Origin of the sequence: Nocardia rhizosphaerihabitans, assembly GCF_014646295.1 — a bacterium.
In the GTDB taxonomy this organism is placed as follows: Bacteria; Actinomycetota; Actinomycetes; order Mycobacteriales; family Mycobacteriaceae; genus Nocardia; species Nocardia rhizosphaerihabitans.
The window spans coordinates 681964-697940 of record NZ_BMNE01000004.1; the positions used below are offsets into that span (position 1 = coordinate 681964).

Annotated in this window: 17 protein-coding genes; 12 read left to right on the top strand and 5 right to left on the bottom strand. The window is 69.1% G+C overall.

Annotated features, from left to right (window positions below; all coding sequences use genetic code 11):
* Nucleotides 1–23 precede the first annotated feature (23 nt).
* The 6 genes from alr (at nt 24) to tsaD (ending at nt 4997) form a co-directional block, all read left to right on the top strand.
* Nucleotides 24–1160 (top strand): alanine racemase, encoded by a 1137-nt coding sequence (gene alr / locus IEY60_RS20550; protein ID WP_373291743.1) that lies wholly within the window; start codon nt 24–26, stop codon nt 1158–1160.
* Nucleotides 1157–2230, top strand: coding sequence for an alpha/beta fold hydrolase (locus IEY60_RS20555; protein WP_189030690.1), 1074 nt, complete (start codon nt 1157–1159; stop codon nt 2228–2230). The genes alr and IEY60_RS20555 overlap by 4 nt, the downstream gene beginning before the upstream one ends.
* Complete coding sequence (gene tsaE, locus IEY60_RS20560; protein WP_189030699.1) at nt 2223–2678, top strand: tRNA (adenosine(37)-N6)-threonylcarbamoyltransferase complex ATPase subunit type 1 TsaE; 456 nt, start codon at nt 2223–2225, stop codon at nt 2676–2678. Before IEY60_RS20555 ends, tsaE begins: the two co-directional genes overlap by 8 nt.
* A 65-nt stretch (nt 2679–2743) precedes the next feature.
* Nucleotides 2744–3436, top strand: a complete 693-nt coding sequence (gene tsaB / locus IEY60_RS20565) for a tRNA (adenosine(37)-N6)-threonylcarbamoyltransferase complex dimerization subunit type 1 TsaB (RefSeq protein WP_189030701.1) — start codon at nt 2744–2746, stop codon at nt 3434–3436.
* 23 nt (nt 3437–3459) lie between these two features.
* Nucleotides 3460–3954: a ribosomal protein S18-alanine N-acetyltransferase gene (rimI, locus tag IEY60_RS20570; protein WP_189031347.1), complete on the top strand. Its 495-nt coding sequence runs from the start codon at nt 3460–3462 to the stop codon at nt 3952–3954.
* Nucleotides 3951–4997, top strand: coding sequence for a tRNA (adenosine(37)-N6)-threonylcarbamoyltransferase complex transferase subunit TsaD (gene tsaD, locus IEY60_RS20575; protein WP_189030703.1), 1047 nt, complete (start codon nt 3951–3953; stop codon nt 4995–4997). The genes rimI and tsaD overlap by 4 nt, the downstream gene beginning before the upstream one ends.
* Before the next feature lie 11 nt (nt 4998–5008).
* On the opposite strand, the gene IEY60_RS20580 is transcribed toward tsaD, so the two are convergent.
* A complete protein-coding gene (locus IEY60_RS20580) occupies nt 5009–6514 on the bottom strand; it encodes a DUF7159 family protein (protein WP_189030705.1) in 1506 nt (501 codons plus the stop codon).
* A gap of 363 nt (nt 6515–6877) precedes the next feature.
* On the opposite strand from IEY60_RS20580, the gene groES reads away from it, so the two are divergent.
* A complete protein-coding gene (groES, locus tag IEY60_RS20585; protein ID WP_110037083.1) occupies nt 6878–7177 on the top strand; it encodes a co-chaperone GroES in 300 nt (99 codons plus the stop codon).
* Nucleotides 7178–7260: 83 nt separating this feature from the next.
* The gene (gene groL, locus IEY60_RS20590; protein WP_189030707.1) at nt 7261–8871 is read left to right on the top strand and encodes a chaperonin GroEL; all 1611 of its coding nucleotides are present in this window, start codon (nt 7261–7263) and stop codon (nt 8869–8871) included.
* Nucleotides 8872–8928: 57 nt separating this feature from the next.
* On the opposite strand, the gene IEY60_RS20595 is transcribed toward groL, so the two are convergent.
* The 3 genes from IEY60_RS20595 to IEY60_RS20605 form a co-directional block, all read right to left on the bottom strand.
* On the bottom strand, nt 8929–9180 hold the full coding sequence (locus tag IEY60_RS20595; RefSeq protein ID WP_189030709.1) for an RskA family anti-sigma factor: 252 nt from the start codon (nt 9178–9180) through the stop codon (nt 8929–8931).
* 1 nt (nt 9181) lies between these two features.
* Nucleotides 9182–9799, bottom strand: a complete 618-nt coding sequence (locus IEY60_RS20600; protein ID WP_229739991.1) for a sigma-70 family RNA polymerase sigma factor — start codon at nt 9797–9799, stop codon at nt 9182–9184.
* A gap of 125 nt (nt 9800–9924) precedes the next feature.
* A complete protein-coding gene (locus IEY60_RS20605) occupies nt 9925–10218 on the bottom strand; it encodes a WhiB family transcriptional regulator (protein ID WP_022567299.1) in 294 nt (97 codons plus the stop codon).
* Nucleotides 10219–10843: 625 nt separating this feature from the next.
* On the opposite strand from IEY60_RS20605, the gene IEY60_RS20610 reads away from it, so the two are divergent.
* From IEY60_RS20610 to IEY60_RS20620, 3 genes are all read left to right on the top strand, one after another.
* Nucleotides 10844–11677 carry a hypothetical protein gene (locus IEY60_RS20610; protein ID WP_189030711.1) on the top strand — a complete coding sequence of 278 codons (834 nt, stop codon included), beginning with the start codon at nt 10844–10846 and terminating at the stop codon, nt 11675–11677.
* A gap of 157 nt (nt 11678–11834) precedes the next feature.
* Nucleotides 11835–12413: a sigma-70 family RNA polymerase sigma factor gene (locus IEY60_RS20615; RefSeq protein ID WP_110037079.1), complete on the top strand. Its 579-nt coding sequence runs from the start codon at nt 11835–11837 to the stop codon at nt 12411–12413.
* Nucleotides 12406–13515 carry an anti-sigma-D factor RsdA gene (locus IEY60_RS20620; RefSeq protein ID WP_189030713.1) on the top strand — a complete coding sequence of 370 codons (1110 nt, stop codon included), beginning with the start codon at nt 12406–12408 and terminating at the stop codon, nt 13513–13515. Before IEY60_RS20615 ends, IEY60_RS20620 begins: the two co-directional genes overlap by 8 nt.
* 126 nt (nt 13516–13641) lie before the next feature.
* On the opposite strand, the gene IEY60_RS20625 is transcribed toward IEY60_RS20620, so the two are convergent.
* A complete protein-coding gene (locus IEY60_RS20625) occupies nt 13642–14055 on the bottom strand; it encodes a DUF5319 domain-containing protein (protein ID WP_022567296.1) in 414 nt (137 codons plus the stop codon).
* A 217-nt stretch (nt 14056–14272) separates the two neighbouring features.
* Here IEY60_RS20625 and guaB point away from each other — a divergent pair, with 217 nt between their 5' ends.
* On the top strand, nt 14273–15817 hold the full coding sequence (gene guaB, locus IEY60_RS20630; RefSeq protein ID WP_189030715.1) for an IMP dehydrogenase: 1545 nt from the start codon (nt 14273–14275) through the stop codon (nt 15815–15817).
* Nucleotides 15818–15977 lie beyond the last annotated feature (160 nt).

Here is a 15977-nt window from a genome sequence, read left to right on the forward strand (position 1 = left end):
CGAATCCTGCGGGTCCTGGCAGGATCGGGGCTGTGAATGCGCAAGTGGAAACTGTCATCGACCTGGATGCCATTGCCCACAACGTGCGTGTGCTGCGTGAGTTCGCGCAGGGCGCCGCGGTGATGGTGGTGGTCAAGGCTGACGGTTACAACCACGGCGCAGTCGAGGTGGCGCGGGCGGCATTGGGGGCGGGGGCCGCCGAGCTGGGGGTTACCACCGTCGCCGAGGCGCTGACATTGCGTGCCGCGGGGATCACCGCGCCGATCCTGTGCTGGCTGAACACCATCGACGCCGACTACGCTGCCGCGATCGCCTTCGATATCGAGATCGGGGTGTCCTCGCTCACGCAGTTGCGGGCCGTCGAGCAGGCTGCCAGGGCGACCGGTCGCACCGCGACGGTTTCGCTCAAGGTCGATACCGGCCTCAATCGCAACGGGGTGTCGGTCGCCGAGTATCCGCAGGTCCTGCAGGCTCTGCGCGCGCTCGTCGACGAGCAGGTCGTCCGGTTCCGCGCGATCTTCTCCCATCTCGCGCACGCCGACGAGCCGGAGCATCCCATGCTGGACCGCCAGCGGGAGCGTTTCGTGGAGGCGATCGCCGAGGCCAAGGAGCAGGGGCTAGAACCCGAGCAGGTCCATCTGGCGAACTCCGCGGCGACGCTGACCAGGCCCGACCTGCACTTCGACCTCGTTCGCCCCGGCATCGCGGTCTACGGACTGTCCCCGATCCCGGAGCTCGGCGACTTCGGACTGCGCCCGGCGATGACGCTGCAGGCCGAGGTCACCCTGGTGAAGCGGGTGGCCGCGGGGGAGGGCGTGTCGTACGGGCATCGCTGGACCGCGCCACGCGATACAACGGTGGCGCTGGTGCCCGCCGGATATGCCGACGGTGTATTCCGCTCGCTGAGTGGACGTTTCGAGGTGTGGCTCGGCGGCTCCCGGCACCGTAATGTCGGGCGGGTGTGCATGGACCAGTTCATGGTCGACCTCGGCGACAACGCGGGCGGCGTGCGGGCAGGCGATCGGGCGGTGCTGTTCGGCGGCGGCGCCGGCCACCCGCATGCGCTCGACTGGGCCAGACTGCTCGACACGATCGACTACGAGATCGTGTGCTCACCGCGCGGCAGAGCCGTCCGCCGGTATGTGGGGACCGGCCGATGAGCCGCGGCACCGTGATCCTGCGCGGCGGGCTGGCGACCGCGGGCCTGCTCGGCGCGCTCGCCGTCGCGCACACCCTGCGCCGGATCGGTGCGCGAGTGCGGTGGCCCGCCGAACGCGACGAGTACCGCGACGAGAACTTCGCCCTGATCGATGAGGACGAACCCGGCGTCGTGATCGCCGACGACGGTGTGCCGCTGGCCACCCGCACCTACGGCGACGACTCCGCCGAGCTGACGATCATCTTCGTGCACGGCTTCTGCAACAGCATGGAGTCGTTCCACTTCCAGCGCCGTGATCTGGCCAGGCAGTGGGGCGATCGGGTCCGGATGGTCTTCTTCGACCAGCGCGGACACGGCCGCTCCGGGACTCCGAGCACGCAGAGCTGCACGGTGGCACAGCTCGGCCACGATGTCGCCGCCGTGATGCGCGAGTGCGCGCCCGCCGGACCGGTGGTGCTGGTCGGACATTCGCTCGGCGGGATGGCCGTGCTCGCGGCGGCGGCGCAGTTCCCGGAGCTGATCGCGTCGCGGGTGGTCGCGGTCGGTCTGTTCAGCACCGCGGCCGCCGAGGTGACCGCGACCGGATTGCCGCAGCTGCTGCGCCATCCCGCGATCGGCGGATTCCGGATGGCGGTGCGGACCGCGCCCGCGCTGGTCCAGGTGAGCCGGACCGCGAGCAAGCAACTGGTCGCGCCGATCCTGCACGTCAGCTCGTTCCACGGACATGTCAGCCCGACGCTGTCGCGGTTCACCACCATGATGATCGATCGCACGCCGGTCGGCACCATCGAGAAATTCCTGAAAGCGATTGAGCTGCACGACGAGTCGGCCGCGCTGCCGGTGCTGGCCAACGTGCCGGTGCTGGTCCTGTCCGGCGCGCACGACCTGGTGATCCCGTTCCGCAACTCGCACGTGCTGGCCGAAGCGCTCCCCAACAGCGAGCTGGTGCGGCTGAACGAGGCCGCGCACATGCCGCACCTGCAGTTCCCCGACGTGACGCTGGACGCACTCGACCGGCTACTGGCGAGCGCGGGCTTGGACGCGCGTGGCGGGGAGGCCGTCGGTGGCTGACCCACAGCGGCGCGTCCTGACCACGGTCGAGGACACCGAGGCGTTCGGCCGGGAACTGGCGGCGACCCTGCGCGCGGGCGACCTGGTGGTTCTCGATGGTCCGCTCGGTGCTGGAAAAACGGCCCTGACCAGGGGAATCGCGGCCGGTCTCGGAGTATTGGGCCGGGTCAGCTCGCCGACGTTCATCATCGCGCGGGCGCACAAGGCCGGGCACCGCCCGGACGGCACGCCCGGGGTGGCGTTGGTGCATGTCGACGCGTATCGGCTCGCGGGCGACCTGGACGAGCTCGACGCGCTCGATCTCGACACCGACCTGCATCACGCGGTGGTGGTGGTCGAGTGGGGCAAAGGTGTCGTCGAACACCTCTCGGAGCGGCATCTGCGGGTGCAACTCGCCCGGGAACCGGAATCCGATGTGCGCACGGCGATCTGGGAGTGGATCGAATAACCCGCCCACCGGCGGGCACAGCTGCGCGCCGGGCGCGGATACCACCCGGTATTGTTGAGACAATCATGCTCGTACTAGCAGTCGACACCGCGACACCCGCCGTTACAGCGGGATTGGTGCATCTGTCACCTGCCGCCGACGCGGACTCCCGGCCCGCTGTGGCGACGCTCGCTGCCCGAGTGAAGGTCGACGCACGCGCCCACGCCGAAGTGCTCACCCCGCAGATCCTGGAATGCCTCGCCGAAGCCGGGGTGCGTCGTGACGAGCTCGACGCGCTCGTTGTCGGTGTCGGGCCTGGCCCGTTCACTGGGCTGCGGGTCGGGATGGCCACCGCCGCCGCCTTCGGTGACGCGCTCGGACTGCCGGTGCACGGCGTGTGCAGTCTCGACGCCATCGCCGCCGAAGCCGCGGGCGAGCAGCGCGAGACGGGGGAACTGCTGGTGGTGACCGACGCGCGCAGGCGCGAGGTGTACTGGGCCCGCTACCTGAACGGCGCGCGGGTCGCCGGTCCCGAGGTGTGCAAGCCCACCGAGGTGCCGCTCGGCGACGCCGTCGCGGTCGCGGGCTCGGCCGCGCATGTCGACTACTTCGATCTGCCGGTGCTGCCCAGCGAGTCGCCCTCGCCTGCGGGCCTGGTGTCGGTCGCGGCGCGCGAGCTGCTTGCCGGAACCGTGCCCGAGGCGCTGGTGCCGCTGTATCTGCGCAGGCCCGACGCCGTCGAGAACAGCTTCCGCACCCTCGACCGGACCGGGGCGTGAGCGCCGTGTACCGGATCGAACCGATGACCCCCGCCGATATCGACCGCTGCGTCGAGCTCGAGCATCTGCTGTTCCCCGAGGACGATCCGTGGCAGGCGGTGTCGTTCCGTTCGGAGCTGGCGGGTGCGCACAACCGCTACATCACCGCGCGCGACGCGGACGGTGTCATGGTCGGTTACGCGGGTATCGCGCTGCTCGGTGACGCCGCCCATCCCGAGGCCGAGGTGCACACCATCGGCGTCGACCCGGACTGCCATCGCGGCGGCATCGGCACGCTGCTGCTGGAGGCGCTGCTGGCCACGGCCGGCGAACGCGGCGGCCCGGTGTTCCTCGAGGTGCGCACCGACAACGCGCCCGCCATCGCGCTCTACGCCAAGCACGGCTTCCACATCATCGGGCTGCGCAAGAACTACTACCACCCCAGCGGCGCCGACGCGTACACCATGCGGCGGCCCGAACTCACCGCCGCGGCCGACGAATGGGCCGCGCGCGGCAGGCAGGACGAGGTGCTGTCGTGATCGTCATGGGCATCGAAAGCTCTTGCGACGAAACGGGAGTCGGCATCGTCCGGCGCAACCCGGACGGATCGCTCGATCTGCTCGCCGACGAGGTGGCCTCCAGCGTCGACCAGCACGCGCGCTTCGGCGGTGTGGTCCCCGAGATCGCCTCGCGCGCGCATCTCGAGGCGATCGTGCCCGCCATGCGCCGGGCACTGGCCGCGGCCGGGATCAGCAAGCCGGACGCGCTCGCCGTCACCATCGGCCCCGGCCTTGCCGGTGCGCTGCTGGTCGGTGTCGCCGCGGCCAAGGCGTACGCGGCGGCCTGGGACGTGCCGTTCTACGCGCTCAACCACCTCGGCGGGCACGTCGCGGTCGACACGCTCGAGCACGGCCCGCTGCCGCCCGCGGTGGCGCTGCTGGTCTCGGGCGGGCACACCCACCTGCTGCAGGTCACCGATCTGGGCGAGCCGATCACCGAACTCGGCAGCACCGTCGACGACGCCGCGGGCGAGGCCTTCGACAAGGTCGCCCGGCTGCTCGGCCTCGGCTATCCGGGCGGACCGTACCTCGACGCGGCCGCCGCCGGTGGCGATCCGCGCGCGATCGCGTTCCCGCGCGGCATGACCGGGCCGCGCGATGCCCGCTACGACTTCTCCTTCTCCGGCCTCAAGACCGCGGTCGCCCGCTATGTCGAAGCGGCACAGCGCCAGGGCATCACGCCCGAGCAGCTGCCGATCCCGGATATCGCCGCGTCCTTCCAGGAGGCGGTCGCCGACGTGCTCACCATGAAGGCCGTGCGCGCCGCGCAGGACGTCGGGGTGGACACGATCGTGCTCGGCGGTGGCGCCACCGCCAACTCCCGCATCCGCTCGCTCGCCGAAGAACGGTGCACCGCGGCGGGATTGACGCTGCGGGTGCCCAAGCCGCGGCTGTGCACCGACAACGGGGTGATGATCGCGGCGCTCGGCGCCCATGTGATCGCGGCGGGTGCGCAACCCGCCGAGCTGACTGTCGCCACGGATCCGGGCCTGCCGGTATCGGTGAGTGCCCTGCGCGGCTGACCGCGCGGCAGCTAGTCGATCAGCTCTAGCGGCGCTTCGCCCGGAGTGCTCGCCGTGGGCGGTAGCGGCACTGGCAGGGCACCACGAGCGGGAGCCTGGGTGGGGGAGGTGTTCGGTGTCGACGGACGCCGTTCCTGGCCGCCCGAGGATCCGCTGTCCATCGGGCCGAGTGGCGATTCCGGATACGGGATCTGCGGCAGGTTCGGGTCGGGTCGCAGCGTCGGGGCCGTCGAGCTGGGCCCGGAGGGGCTGGGCGCCGGGGCCGAGCTGGGTGGCGGAGTCGTGGTCGGCGCGATCGGGCTCGGCGCCTGGGTTTCGGTGGTGGGCGGCGCATTGGTGACACCGGTGCGGTCGCCGCTCTCGCGGTTCTGCGGTGTCGGTGGTAATTGCGGCGCCACGGGTAACGGCTGGCGCACGGTGCTGCTGGTGCCCGCCGGGGTGACATCGGGGGCGTCGGGCGTGATGGCCTGCACGCCGTAGCCGATCACCAGGCCGACGACGACGACCGCGCCCGCCAGCGTCCCGACCACCTTGGTGAACGTGCCGCTCGGCGCGTCACCGAGCGCGGCGGGTAACAGGGCAGACGGCGCTGCGGCATCGGCGACCAGCGCCGCGCCCTTGGCGATCACGGCTTCCGGATCGGGGACGGTGAGCACCGGGACGTCTAATCGCGCGTGCAGCGTGTCGACGACGGCGGGGATGTTGGCGCAGCCGCCGATCACCGCGACCGCCTCGGGATACTTCGGCGCCCGGCTGAACACCGACGCGGAGAACAGCGCGATATTGCGCAGCAGCCCGCCGATCAGCTCCTCGAAATCGGAGCGGGTGAGCTTGAGCGGCTGACCTGCCACGTGATCGATGGTGACTGCGGGCGCGATCGACAGGTGCTCCTTGGCCGCCCTGCCCCGATTGGTCAGGGTGCTGCGATTGGGCCTGGTGCCGCGGCGGGCGTAGTGCAGGTCGACGAGATGGTGGTAGATCAGCTCGTCGATGGCGTTGCCGCTCAGCGTCGGCGTGCGCTCGGTGTGCAGGATCGTGCCGTCGGCGTAGTCGACGACGGTGACGGTGAGCCCGGTCGCGCCGAGGTCGACCACCGCGACGGTGGCGTAGCGATCGAGCAGACCGGTATCGCGTAAGTAGGTCATCGCCGCGGTGCCCTCCGGCACCAATCGAAGATCACGATGCCGCGTGGTCGCCGCGCGAATCGCCTGGGCCTGCTCCTTGTTCCGATACGCGACGGCGACGCTGGTCGGTGGCCGCGTCCGGGCGGACTCGGCCCTGCGATGCGCGCCCGCGTAGCGCCCGAGTGGTTCGCCGACCATGTCCGCGCTCTGGGAGACGGGCAGCTGGGTGGTCATCAGCTCGATCGAGGACGACACGAGATCACCGAGGTCGGAGTGCGCCGCGTCGGCGGAAACGACCCGGTAGTCGAAGCTCTGCTCACCGGACGGTCCGGTGGCGACCAGTGCTGAGCACACCACCTCGTTACCGGCAGAGATGCCGAGGGATGTTCGCATGTTCACCTCCCTTCGAGCGGATGGTTCTGTGATGCCGACCATCTCGAATGGAACGCTATACATATCCTTTCACAGCCTGTTATGCGAACGTTACAGATATCGGCAGGCGAAGTGAAGATCACTGGCGAGTGTGGGCGTGTCGAAAATGCGACATTGGCAGAACCCGGCCTTGAGCGCTGGCACTCTCGCGTATAGAGTGCTAGTCGGCACTGTGTAGCTGTGCTTGTGCCAGTCGACTTCTGGGCTTCGGGTCCCGGCACCCGCGACGACGGGGCTGACGCGCAGGGTCGCAAGCTGACCGAAACCCGGTCCGGGACAACAGTTCCGGACGACCGAATTTCCCCTGAAAGTGGAGGGCTCAACGTGGCGAGCGTGAACATCAAGCCGCTCGAGGACAAGATCCTCGTCCAGGCCAACGAGGCCGAGACGACGACGGCCTCCGGCCTGGTCATCCCGGACACGGCCAAGGAGAAGCCGCAGGAGGGCACCGTCATCGCCGTCGGCGAGGGCCGGATCACCGACAAGGGTGACCGCATCCCCGTCGACGTCAAGGAAGGCGACGTCGTCATCTACAGCAAGTACGGCGGCACCGAGATCAAGTACCAGGGTGGGGAGTACCTCATCCTGTCGGCGCGCGACATCCTGGCCGTCGTCACCAAGTAGGCCAACGCCGCATTCGCGTTCCGCCCCGGCGTCGTTCACCGACCCGGGGCGGATTGCGTTCTCACACAGGAGCTGAATCCTCTATGCCAAAGCAGATCGAGTTCGACGAGAAGGCTCGCCGGGCTCTGGAACGCGGTGTCGACAAGCTCGCCGACGCCGTCAAGGTAACCCTCGGCCCACGTGGCCGCCACGTGGTACTGGCGAAGGCCTTCGGTGGCCCGACCGTGACCAACGACGGTGTCACCATCGCGCGTGACATCGACCTCGAAGATCCCTTCGAGAACCTCGGCGCCCAGCTCGTCAAGAGCGTCGCCACCAAGACCAACGACGTCGCGGGCGACGGCACCACCACCGCGACCGTGCTGGCCCAGGCGTTCGTGCGCGCCGGCCTGAAGAACGTCGCCGCGGGCGCCAACCCGATCTCTCTCGGCCAGGGCATCGCGCTGGCCGCCGACAAGGTGTCGGAGGTGCTGCTCGCCGCGTCGACCCCGGTCTCGGGCGAGAAGGCCATCGCCCAGGTCGCCACCGTCTCCTCGCGCGACGAGGAGATCGGCGAGATGGTCGGCAAGGCGCTGACCACCGTCGGCAAGGACGGCGTCGTCACCGTCGAGGAGTCCTCGACCACGCAGACCGAACTCGTCGTCACCGAGGGCGTGCAGTTCGACAAGGGCTACCTCTCGCCCTACTTCGTGACCGACCCCGAGACCCAGCAGGCCGTGCTGGAGGACACGTACGTCCTGCTGCACCGCGACAAGATCAGCTCGCTGCCCGACCTGCTGCCGCTGCTCGAGAAGATCGCCGAGTCCGGTAAGGCCGTGCTGATCATCGCCGAGGACATCGAGGGCGAGGCGCTGTCGACCCTGGTCGTCAACTCCATCCGCAAGACGATCAAGGCCGTCGCGGTCAAGGCGCCGTTCTTCGGTGACCGCCGCAAGGCGTTCCTCGACGACCTGGCCGTCGTCACCGGCGGCACCGTGATCAACCCCGATCTCGGTGTCACCCTGCGCGAGGCCACCATCGAGCAGCTCGGTCAGGCGCGTCGCGTCGTCGTCACCAAGGACGACACCGTGCTCATCGACGGTGCGGGCACCGCGGACGACATCGCCGCCCGCAGCGCGCAGCTGCGTCGCGAGATCGAGGCGACCGACTCCGACTGGGACCGCGAGAAGCTCGAGGAGCGCCTCGCGAAGCTGGCCGGTGGCGTCGCGGTGATCCGCGTCGGCGCGGCCACCGAGACCGCGCTCAAGGAGCGCAAGTACCGCGTCGACGACGCGGTCGCCGCGGCCAAGGCCGCGGTCGAGGAGGGCATCGTCCCCGGTGGTGGCACCGCGCTGGTGCAGGCCGCGACCGCGCTGGTCGAGCTGCGCGACTCGCTGACCGGCGACCAGGCCGTCGGCGTCGAGGTGGTCCGCAAGGGCCTCGAGGCGCCGCTGTTCTGGATCGCCACCAATGCCGGTATCGACGGCGCTGTCGTCGTCAGCAAGGTCGCAGACGGCAAGGAGGGCTTCAACGCCGCCACCCTCACCTACGGTGACCTGCTCACCGACGGTGTCGTCGACCCGGTCAAGGTGACCCGTTCCGCCGTGGTGAACGCCGCCTCGGTCGCGCGGATGATCCTGACCACCGAGAGCGCCATCGTGGAGAAGCCGGCCGACGAGGCCGACGACCACGGGCATCACGGTCACGCGCACTGACGCGCAACTGACGAAGGCCCCTGGACCGCAAGCGGTTCGGGGGCCTTTCGTTGTGCGCTAGCTCGCTACCGGAGGTTCTTCCGCGAGGATCGCGGTCAGCAGGCGCGTGCGCAGGGACGGGGGCGGTGGGGCAGGTGTGCTCGACCCGAGAACGGCGAGAGCTTCGCGGGTACCGCGGAGCTCTCGCAGAAACTCGGTACAGAGAGTGGGATCTTCGGTGTCGATGATGGTGTGGATCGCGTGATGGTCTTCGTCGTCGATCAATCCGAGCGCGACGGTGTGCGCGAGATCGATCTGGGCTTCGTTCATCTCACGTCACCCCCAAACTTTTCTTCAGTCGTGTCAATCCGTCCCGAATCCGGGACTTAACGGTCGGTAATCCTATGCCGAGATGCTGGGCTACCTCCGCGTAGGTGCGCCCGCCGTAGTAGGCGAGCGAAATCGCCTCGCGTTGGGTCTCGGTCAATGTCGAGAGCCCGCGCTGGACGGCCTGTTGTTCGAGTCTGCGTTCCACCTCCTCCGTGACCTCGTCGAATTCGTTGCCGAGAACCCTTACCCCGTAAGCGACTTCGCGCAGGGTGTGGGCTTGCTCGGCACGAACCCGGTCGACCGCCCGCCGGTGCGCCAACGTCATCAGCCAGGTCACCGCCGACCCCTTGGAGGGGTCGAAACTCGTTGCGGTGCGCCAGATCTGGAGATAGACCTCTTGCGTGGTCTCCTCCGCGTATCCCGGGTCGTGCAGGACCCGCAGGATCAGGCCGAAGACGCGCGCAGACGTCCGGTCGTACAGTTCGGCAAAGGCATGCTGGTCGGCCAGGCCGCATCGTTCCAATAATGCAGCTAGCTCGACTCCTTCGGCCGCGCGTGCGGTAACTGCAGAATCCACGCTCGGTGGGAAGGCTTCGCTTCGGAACCCATTCTGTGTCATCGGTCACGAATCTAGCCCGCGGCTATGACCTCCCTTCGCCCGGGGGTGCTTTGATCGCGTGCCAGCTATTTGCTAGAGATTCGGCACGCCACGCCGGGCGGATGGGATCGGATTTGCCGAGGTGCCTAGACGGCCATGCGGCGCCGGTTGCGGCGCGCGTGCATCTCGCGCTCGGTCTCCGACATCCCGCCCCAAATGCCATAGGGCTCACTGACCTTGAGCGCGTGGGTGCGGCACTGCATCAGCACCGGGCAGGCCCGGCAGATCTCCTTGGCGCGCATCTCGCGCGCGGTGCGGGCGCGGCCGCGCTCGCCGTCGGGGTGGAAGAAGACGGCGGAGTCCTGACCGCGGCACGAGCCACGCATCTGCCAATCCCAGACGTCGGCGTTCGGACCGGGGAGGTGGGTGGGCATGGGCATGGTGAACTCCTTGTGGTGCGAGCTCGTCAGCGTTGTCGAGCGAAGTCGGTGCGGCAGGTCTTCGCGCCACCTCGGTCGGAGGTGGCCGGCTCGACGGTGCCTGACGGTGCCGATGGATGGTCGCTGCAATTTCGCGCGGCGCCGACCCCGGCGATGAGCTACGTTAGGTGCAGGCGGGAAATTCCGTCAATAGTTCCGCGCATTGGTTCCGCAAATCTGCAACGCTGAAATTTAACCTGCGCAGTGTTTACATTTCACACTCGTTCCGTCCATACTGTTCGGTTGGCTATGGAACGGTCGCCGCGCGGTGTCCGCGCCGCTCGGCGTTTTCCCAGGTCGCGCCGCTCAGGGGCCCGTTCTGCCAGGTGACCCCCGCGCCGGCTGGGTGGTGCGGATCACAACGGCCCTCCTGCACGGCCCCGGCGGAGATGGCGGAAACAGGACGTCGAGGTTAATTGCGCGAAACGCATGTGAATTCGAAACATTGCGGTAGTGGCGGTGGCGGGCGGAGATTTACCTGATGGCAACATCGGCCGCCGAGGCAAAAGCTGATCGGTAGCTGCCCGGCCGCGGTTGGGACATATCACGACAACTGCGGGCACGCGGGGGCGGCTACAGTCTCGTCGTGCAGAGAACGGCTTCACCCGCGGATATCGGTTCCGAAATACTCGTTTCGACAGCTTTCGGGCCCACTCCGGGGCGGGCCGCTGCGGAGTTGCCGGAGCCGGCCGACCCCACGCAGCGTTGGTACCGTGCCGTCGCGCTCGGTGGTCAGGGCCGATACGCCGCCGCCCGGGCCGACCTGCGGGTACTGGCCGGAACCCGGATCGATCCGGCGCTGCGATCACGCGTGGAGAGCACCCGCGGATCGCTGCTGCGTCAGCTCGGTGGCCACGCCGCCGCCGCGGCCTTCGACGGCCGCGCGGTGACGCTCGCGCTCGGCGCCACCGGTCCGGATCGCGCCGAGGCGCTGTCCGACGCCTTCACCGGCCTGGCCGCCGACGCGCTCGGCACCGGCAGACTCGCCCTGGCTCGCAGGCTGCTCGGCCGGGTGGAACCGCTGCTGGCCGCAGCTCCCGCCCGCTGCGCGGTGCGCTGGCACTGGGTGCGCGCGGAGACCGCGCTCGCAGGCGGCGAGGCCGCGCCCGCGTTGCGCGACGCCGAGATCGCGGTCGAGCTCGCCGCCGCGCTGCCGTCGGTGCGGCACCGGGTGAAATCGGCTCTGCTCGTCGCCGCGGCGACCGCCGCGGGCGGCGATGCGAACCGCGCGGCGGAACTGGCTCGCGCGGTCGATGCCGAGTGCCGCGAGCACGCTTTGCTGCCCTTGCGATGGGCCACCGCGATGCTGCGCGCCGGGGTGTGTGAGCAGGCAGAAGCGCGGGTCGCCGCGGACGAAGCCGCAGGCCATGCGGCTCGAATCCACGGGTGGGGCGGGGATTTCACCCTGCCGTCCTCGTGACCCGGTTCCGGTGATCTTCCTGAGAGCTCGCCTAGAAGGGGCCAGGCCCGCTCGCGGGTGATCAACGGGTCGCTATTGTTAGTTCCGTTCCGCCACTTCGGTGGAAGCTCGGTCACATTGGACCGCGCCACTCGTAACGCCAGGAAAATCTCTGACGATGACGCATATGGGCGAAGAGTTGGACCTCGCCGTCGCTGCGGCTGCGCAGGGCGACAGGACCGCTTTAGCTCAGGTACTGGAACTGATCCGGCCGTTGGTAGTCCGCTACTGCCGAGCTCGGATCGGAGCCGCGGAGCGCGGGCAGCTCTCCGCGGATGATGTTGCGCAAGAGGTCTGTTTGGCTGTGATGACCGCCCTGCCCCGCTATCAGGATCAGGGTCGGCCCTTCATGGCCTTCGTTTACGGCATCGCTTCGCACAAGGTCGCCGACGCCCATCGCAACGCCGCCCGTAACAAGGCGGAGGCGATGGCCGAAGTACCAGATGTCATATCCACCGACCAGGGACCGGAGCAGCGAGCTCTCGACTCGGAGACGAGCAGGCAGATGAACACTCTGCTGGCCACGCTCCCCGAGAAACATCGGGAAATCCTGATCCTGCGCTTGGTCATGGGTCTGTCAGCAGAAGAGACCGCAGTCGCCGTGGGCAGCACGGCGGGGGCGATACGGGTAGCCCAGCACAGGGCACTCGCGAAACTGAAGTCACAAGTGGCGAGGGCAGGTGAAATGTATGGCTAGGGATGGCGAGCGCGGTCGAGGCGACCGGAAGGTTTGGCGTGGGTCGCACGACAGCGGTCCCTACGCCGCCGAGGATGCCGGTGATTCCGGCCCGGTCGACATTGCGGCGGTGCGCAGCGACGATGCGCTGATCGACGCGATCGCGAGCGACGGCCCGGTGCGTACCGACAGCCCCGAGGAATTCCAGCTGGCGTCGTTACTCGCGGATTGGCGGGCCGATCTCCTGGCCGAGCCGATGCCCGCGGGTCCTGATCTGGACACCGTGTTCGCGGCGGTCAATCAGGAGATCGGCGCGCGGCAGGTTCGGGTCGGAGCTTCCTCGCGCGGACGTCTACGGCTGGTACGTCCCATTCTCGGAGCGGCTGCGGCACTGGCCGTGGTCTTCGGCGGTATCACGGCGTTCTCCTACAGCGCCGCCCCCGGCGATCCGCTGTGGCGGGTCAAGGAGGTCGTGTTCAGCGAGCAGGCCCAGTCGACCGTCGTGGCACGGGTCGACGACGATCTGGTCGCCGCGCAGAACATGCTCGACGCGGGCAACCCGGAGCAGGCGCGGGTCATGCTGGAACAGGCTTCGGCCACCGCGACCCAGGTCAACGACCAGGGCAAGCGGGAAGATCTGGTCGCCCGCTGGAACCTGCTGCGGGACGAGCTGGCCAAGCGGGCCCCCGAGATCGCCGCCCAGCTGCCGCCGTCGACACCGTCCTCACCCGGGTCGACCAAGCCGAGTTCACCCTCGCAGTCTCCGGCGACCAGCAACCCGGGCAGCACGGCTCCGGTAGCGCCGGGTCCCGGTTCGGGTACCACCGATCCGTCGTCCGAGCCGCCGGTGATCATGCAGTCGCCCGGTCAGGAGACCAAGCCGGTCGTCCCGCCGGAGACCGTCGAACCGACGCTGCCGCCGGTGACCACCGTGCCGAGCACGCCGCCTCCGGGGACGGTCGACCCGACCACGCCGCAGACCACCATCGCCGAACCACCGCCGGTCACCGTGCCGACGGTGGTCCCGACGTCGTATCAGCCGCCGCCGACGGTGCCGTCGACATTGCAGACCCCGCCGGCCATGACGATCCTGCCCGCACCGCCCGCGGTGCCGTCACCCTGATCGTCTCCAGCAACGACGAAGGCCCCGAACCTGAGGTTCGGGGCCTTCGTCGTTGTGCGGGAGCCGGGCGCCATCGTCCCCCGCGCATGCGTGACCGGTGCGGGGGAGCGGGCCTGGCGGGGCAGCTCAGTTGTCGAAGCCGTCGAATCCGTCGCCGTGGAACGCCTCGTTCATCGATGCGTCCGCGTAGCCGCGGCAGTAGTCCCAGGTGACGTACGCCTCGGGCGTCGGGTCGTAGGCTGGCTCGTGCGGACGGACGGTGCCGTCGACGAGTAGCTGGAGCAGGTTCGCCCGCAGCATGTCCCAGTCGTGGTAGTGATCTTGCCGACAGTCCTCGCAGCTGACGACGAGCCCGCGGATGCCACGATGGGCAAGCAGGGCTTCGTACACCGCGAGGTCGGCGAGATCTTCCTCGACCGCGAGGCGCTCATGAGGATCCAGCGGCTCACCGGGCTCGATGGCATCGAGCGCGGCAGACGGGTCGGAGGGGTCTCCGGCGAAGGGATCCGGCGGCAGGCCAGGTGGTAGATGGTCACGCACATCCCCACGGTACGCAGTACTTGGTGGTCTGCGCCAGCGATGCACCGGGCAAGTTTGCCGCGGGGCTCACTTCACAGGCGTGTTCGTCCGCCGGATACCATGGAATGCAGGCGTCGGCGAGCTTGTTCTCACCGACCATCAATCTTTTCCGCTCAGCACCGTCGCATCGCAGCTTTCGGCGTACGTTGCTACCGACGACCAGGAGGGGTCGATCCGAATGAGTAATCCCGTGTCGGGCGAACGAATCGCGGTGCGCCCTCCTACGGGTGGCGACGATCCGACCAAGATCGCCATGCTCGGCCTCACGTTCGACGACGTGCTGTTGCTGCCTGCCGCCTCGGATCTCATCCCCAGTTCCGTCGAGACCTCCAGCAGGCTCACCAGGGAGATCACCCTGCGTACCCCGCTGGTGAGTTCGGCCATGGACACCGTCACCGAGGCGCGCATGGCCATCGCCATGGCGCGTGCGGGCGGCATGGGCGTGCTGCACCGCAACCTGTCGGCCGCCGATCAGGCCGCGCAGGTGGAGACGGTCAAGCGCTCCGAGGCGGGCATGGTGACCGACCCGGTCACCTGTCGTCCCACCGACACTCTCGCCGAGGTCGACGCGATGTGTGCCCGGTTCCGCATCTCGGGCCTGCCCGTGGTGGACGAGACCGGCGCGCTGGTCGGCATCATCACCAACCGTGACATGCGCTTCGAGGTCGATCAGGAGCGCCGCGTCGACGAGGTGATGACCAAGGCGCCGCTGATCACCGCCCAGGAGGGCGTCACCGCCGAGGCCGCGCTGGGTCTGCTGCGCCGCCACAAGATCGAGAAGCTGCCGATCGTCGACGGCAACGGCCGCCTGCGCGGCCTGATCACGGTCAAGGACTTCGTCAAGACCGATCAGTACCCCAACGCCACCAAGGACCGCGACGGCCGCCTGCTGGTCGGCGCCGCGATCGGTGTCGGCCAGGACTCCTGGTCGCGCGCGATGACGCTGGCCGACGCGCAGGTCGACGTGCTGATCGTCGACACCGCGCACGGCCACCAGTCGCAGGTGCTGCAGATGGTGTCCAAGGTCAAGGCCGAGGTGGGCGATCGCATCCAGATCGTCGGCGGCAACGTCGCCACCCGCGCGGGCGCCGCTGCGCTCGTCGAGGCGGGCGTGGACGCTGTCAAGGTGGGTGTCGGTCCCGGCTCCATCTGCACCACCCGCGTCGTCGCCGGTGTCGGTGCGCCGCAGATCACCGCGATCCTCGAGGCCGTCGCCGCGTGCAAGGCCGCCGGGGTTCCGGTGATCGCCGACGGTGGCGTGCAGTACTCCGGTGACGTCGCCAAGGCCATCGCCGCCGGCGCGTCCACCGTGATGCTCGGCTCGCTGCTCGCTGGCACCGCCGAGGCCCCCGGTGACCTGATCCTGGTCAACGGCAAGCAGTTCAAGAGCTACCGCGGCATGGGCTCTCTCGGCGCCATGCAGGGCCGCGGCCAGGCCAAGTCGTACTCCAAGGACCGCTACTTCCAGGACGACGTGCTCGCCGAGGACAAGCTGGTCCCCGAGGGCATCGAGGGACGCGTGCCGTTCCGCGGCCCGGTCAACCAGGTGATCCACCAGCTCGTCGGCGGCCTGCGCGCGGCCATGGGCTACACGGGTTCGCAGAACATCGAGCACCTGCAGGGCGCTCAGTTCGTGCAGATCACCGCGGCGGGCCTCAAGGAGAGCCACCCGCACGACATCACCATGACCGTCGAGGCCCCGAACTACACCGGGCGCGGCTGAGTACAATAGATGCGTTTGTGCGCCGGGAGGTACGCTCCCGGCGCACAAGGCAGTGCAGCAAGCTTCGAGTCCGCTCACCGCACTCCCGCCCGCACGCCCCGACCTCGAGGAGGGGCCGCCGCGCAGCGGCGTTCGTGGCCGGGCCGTCGGTCAGGCGCCG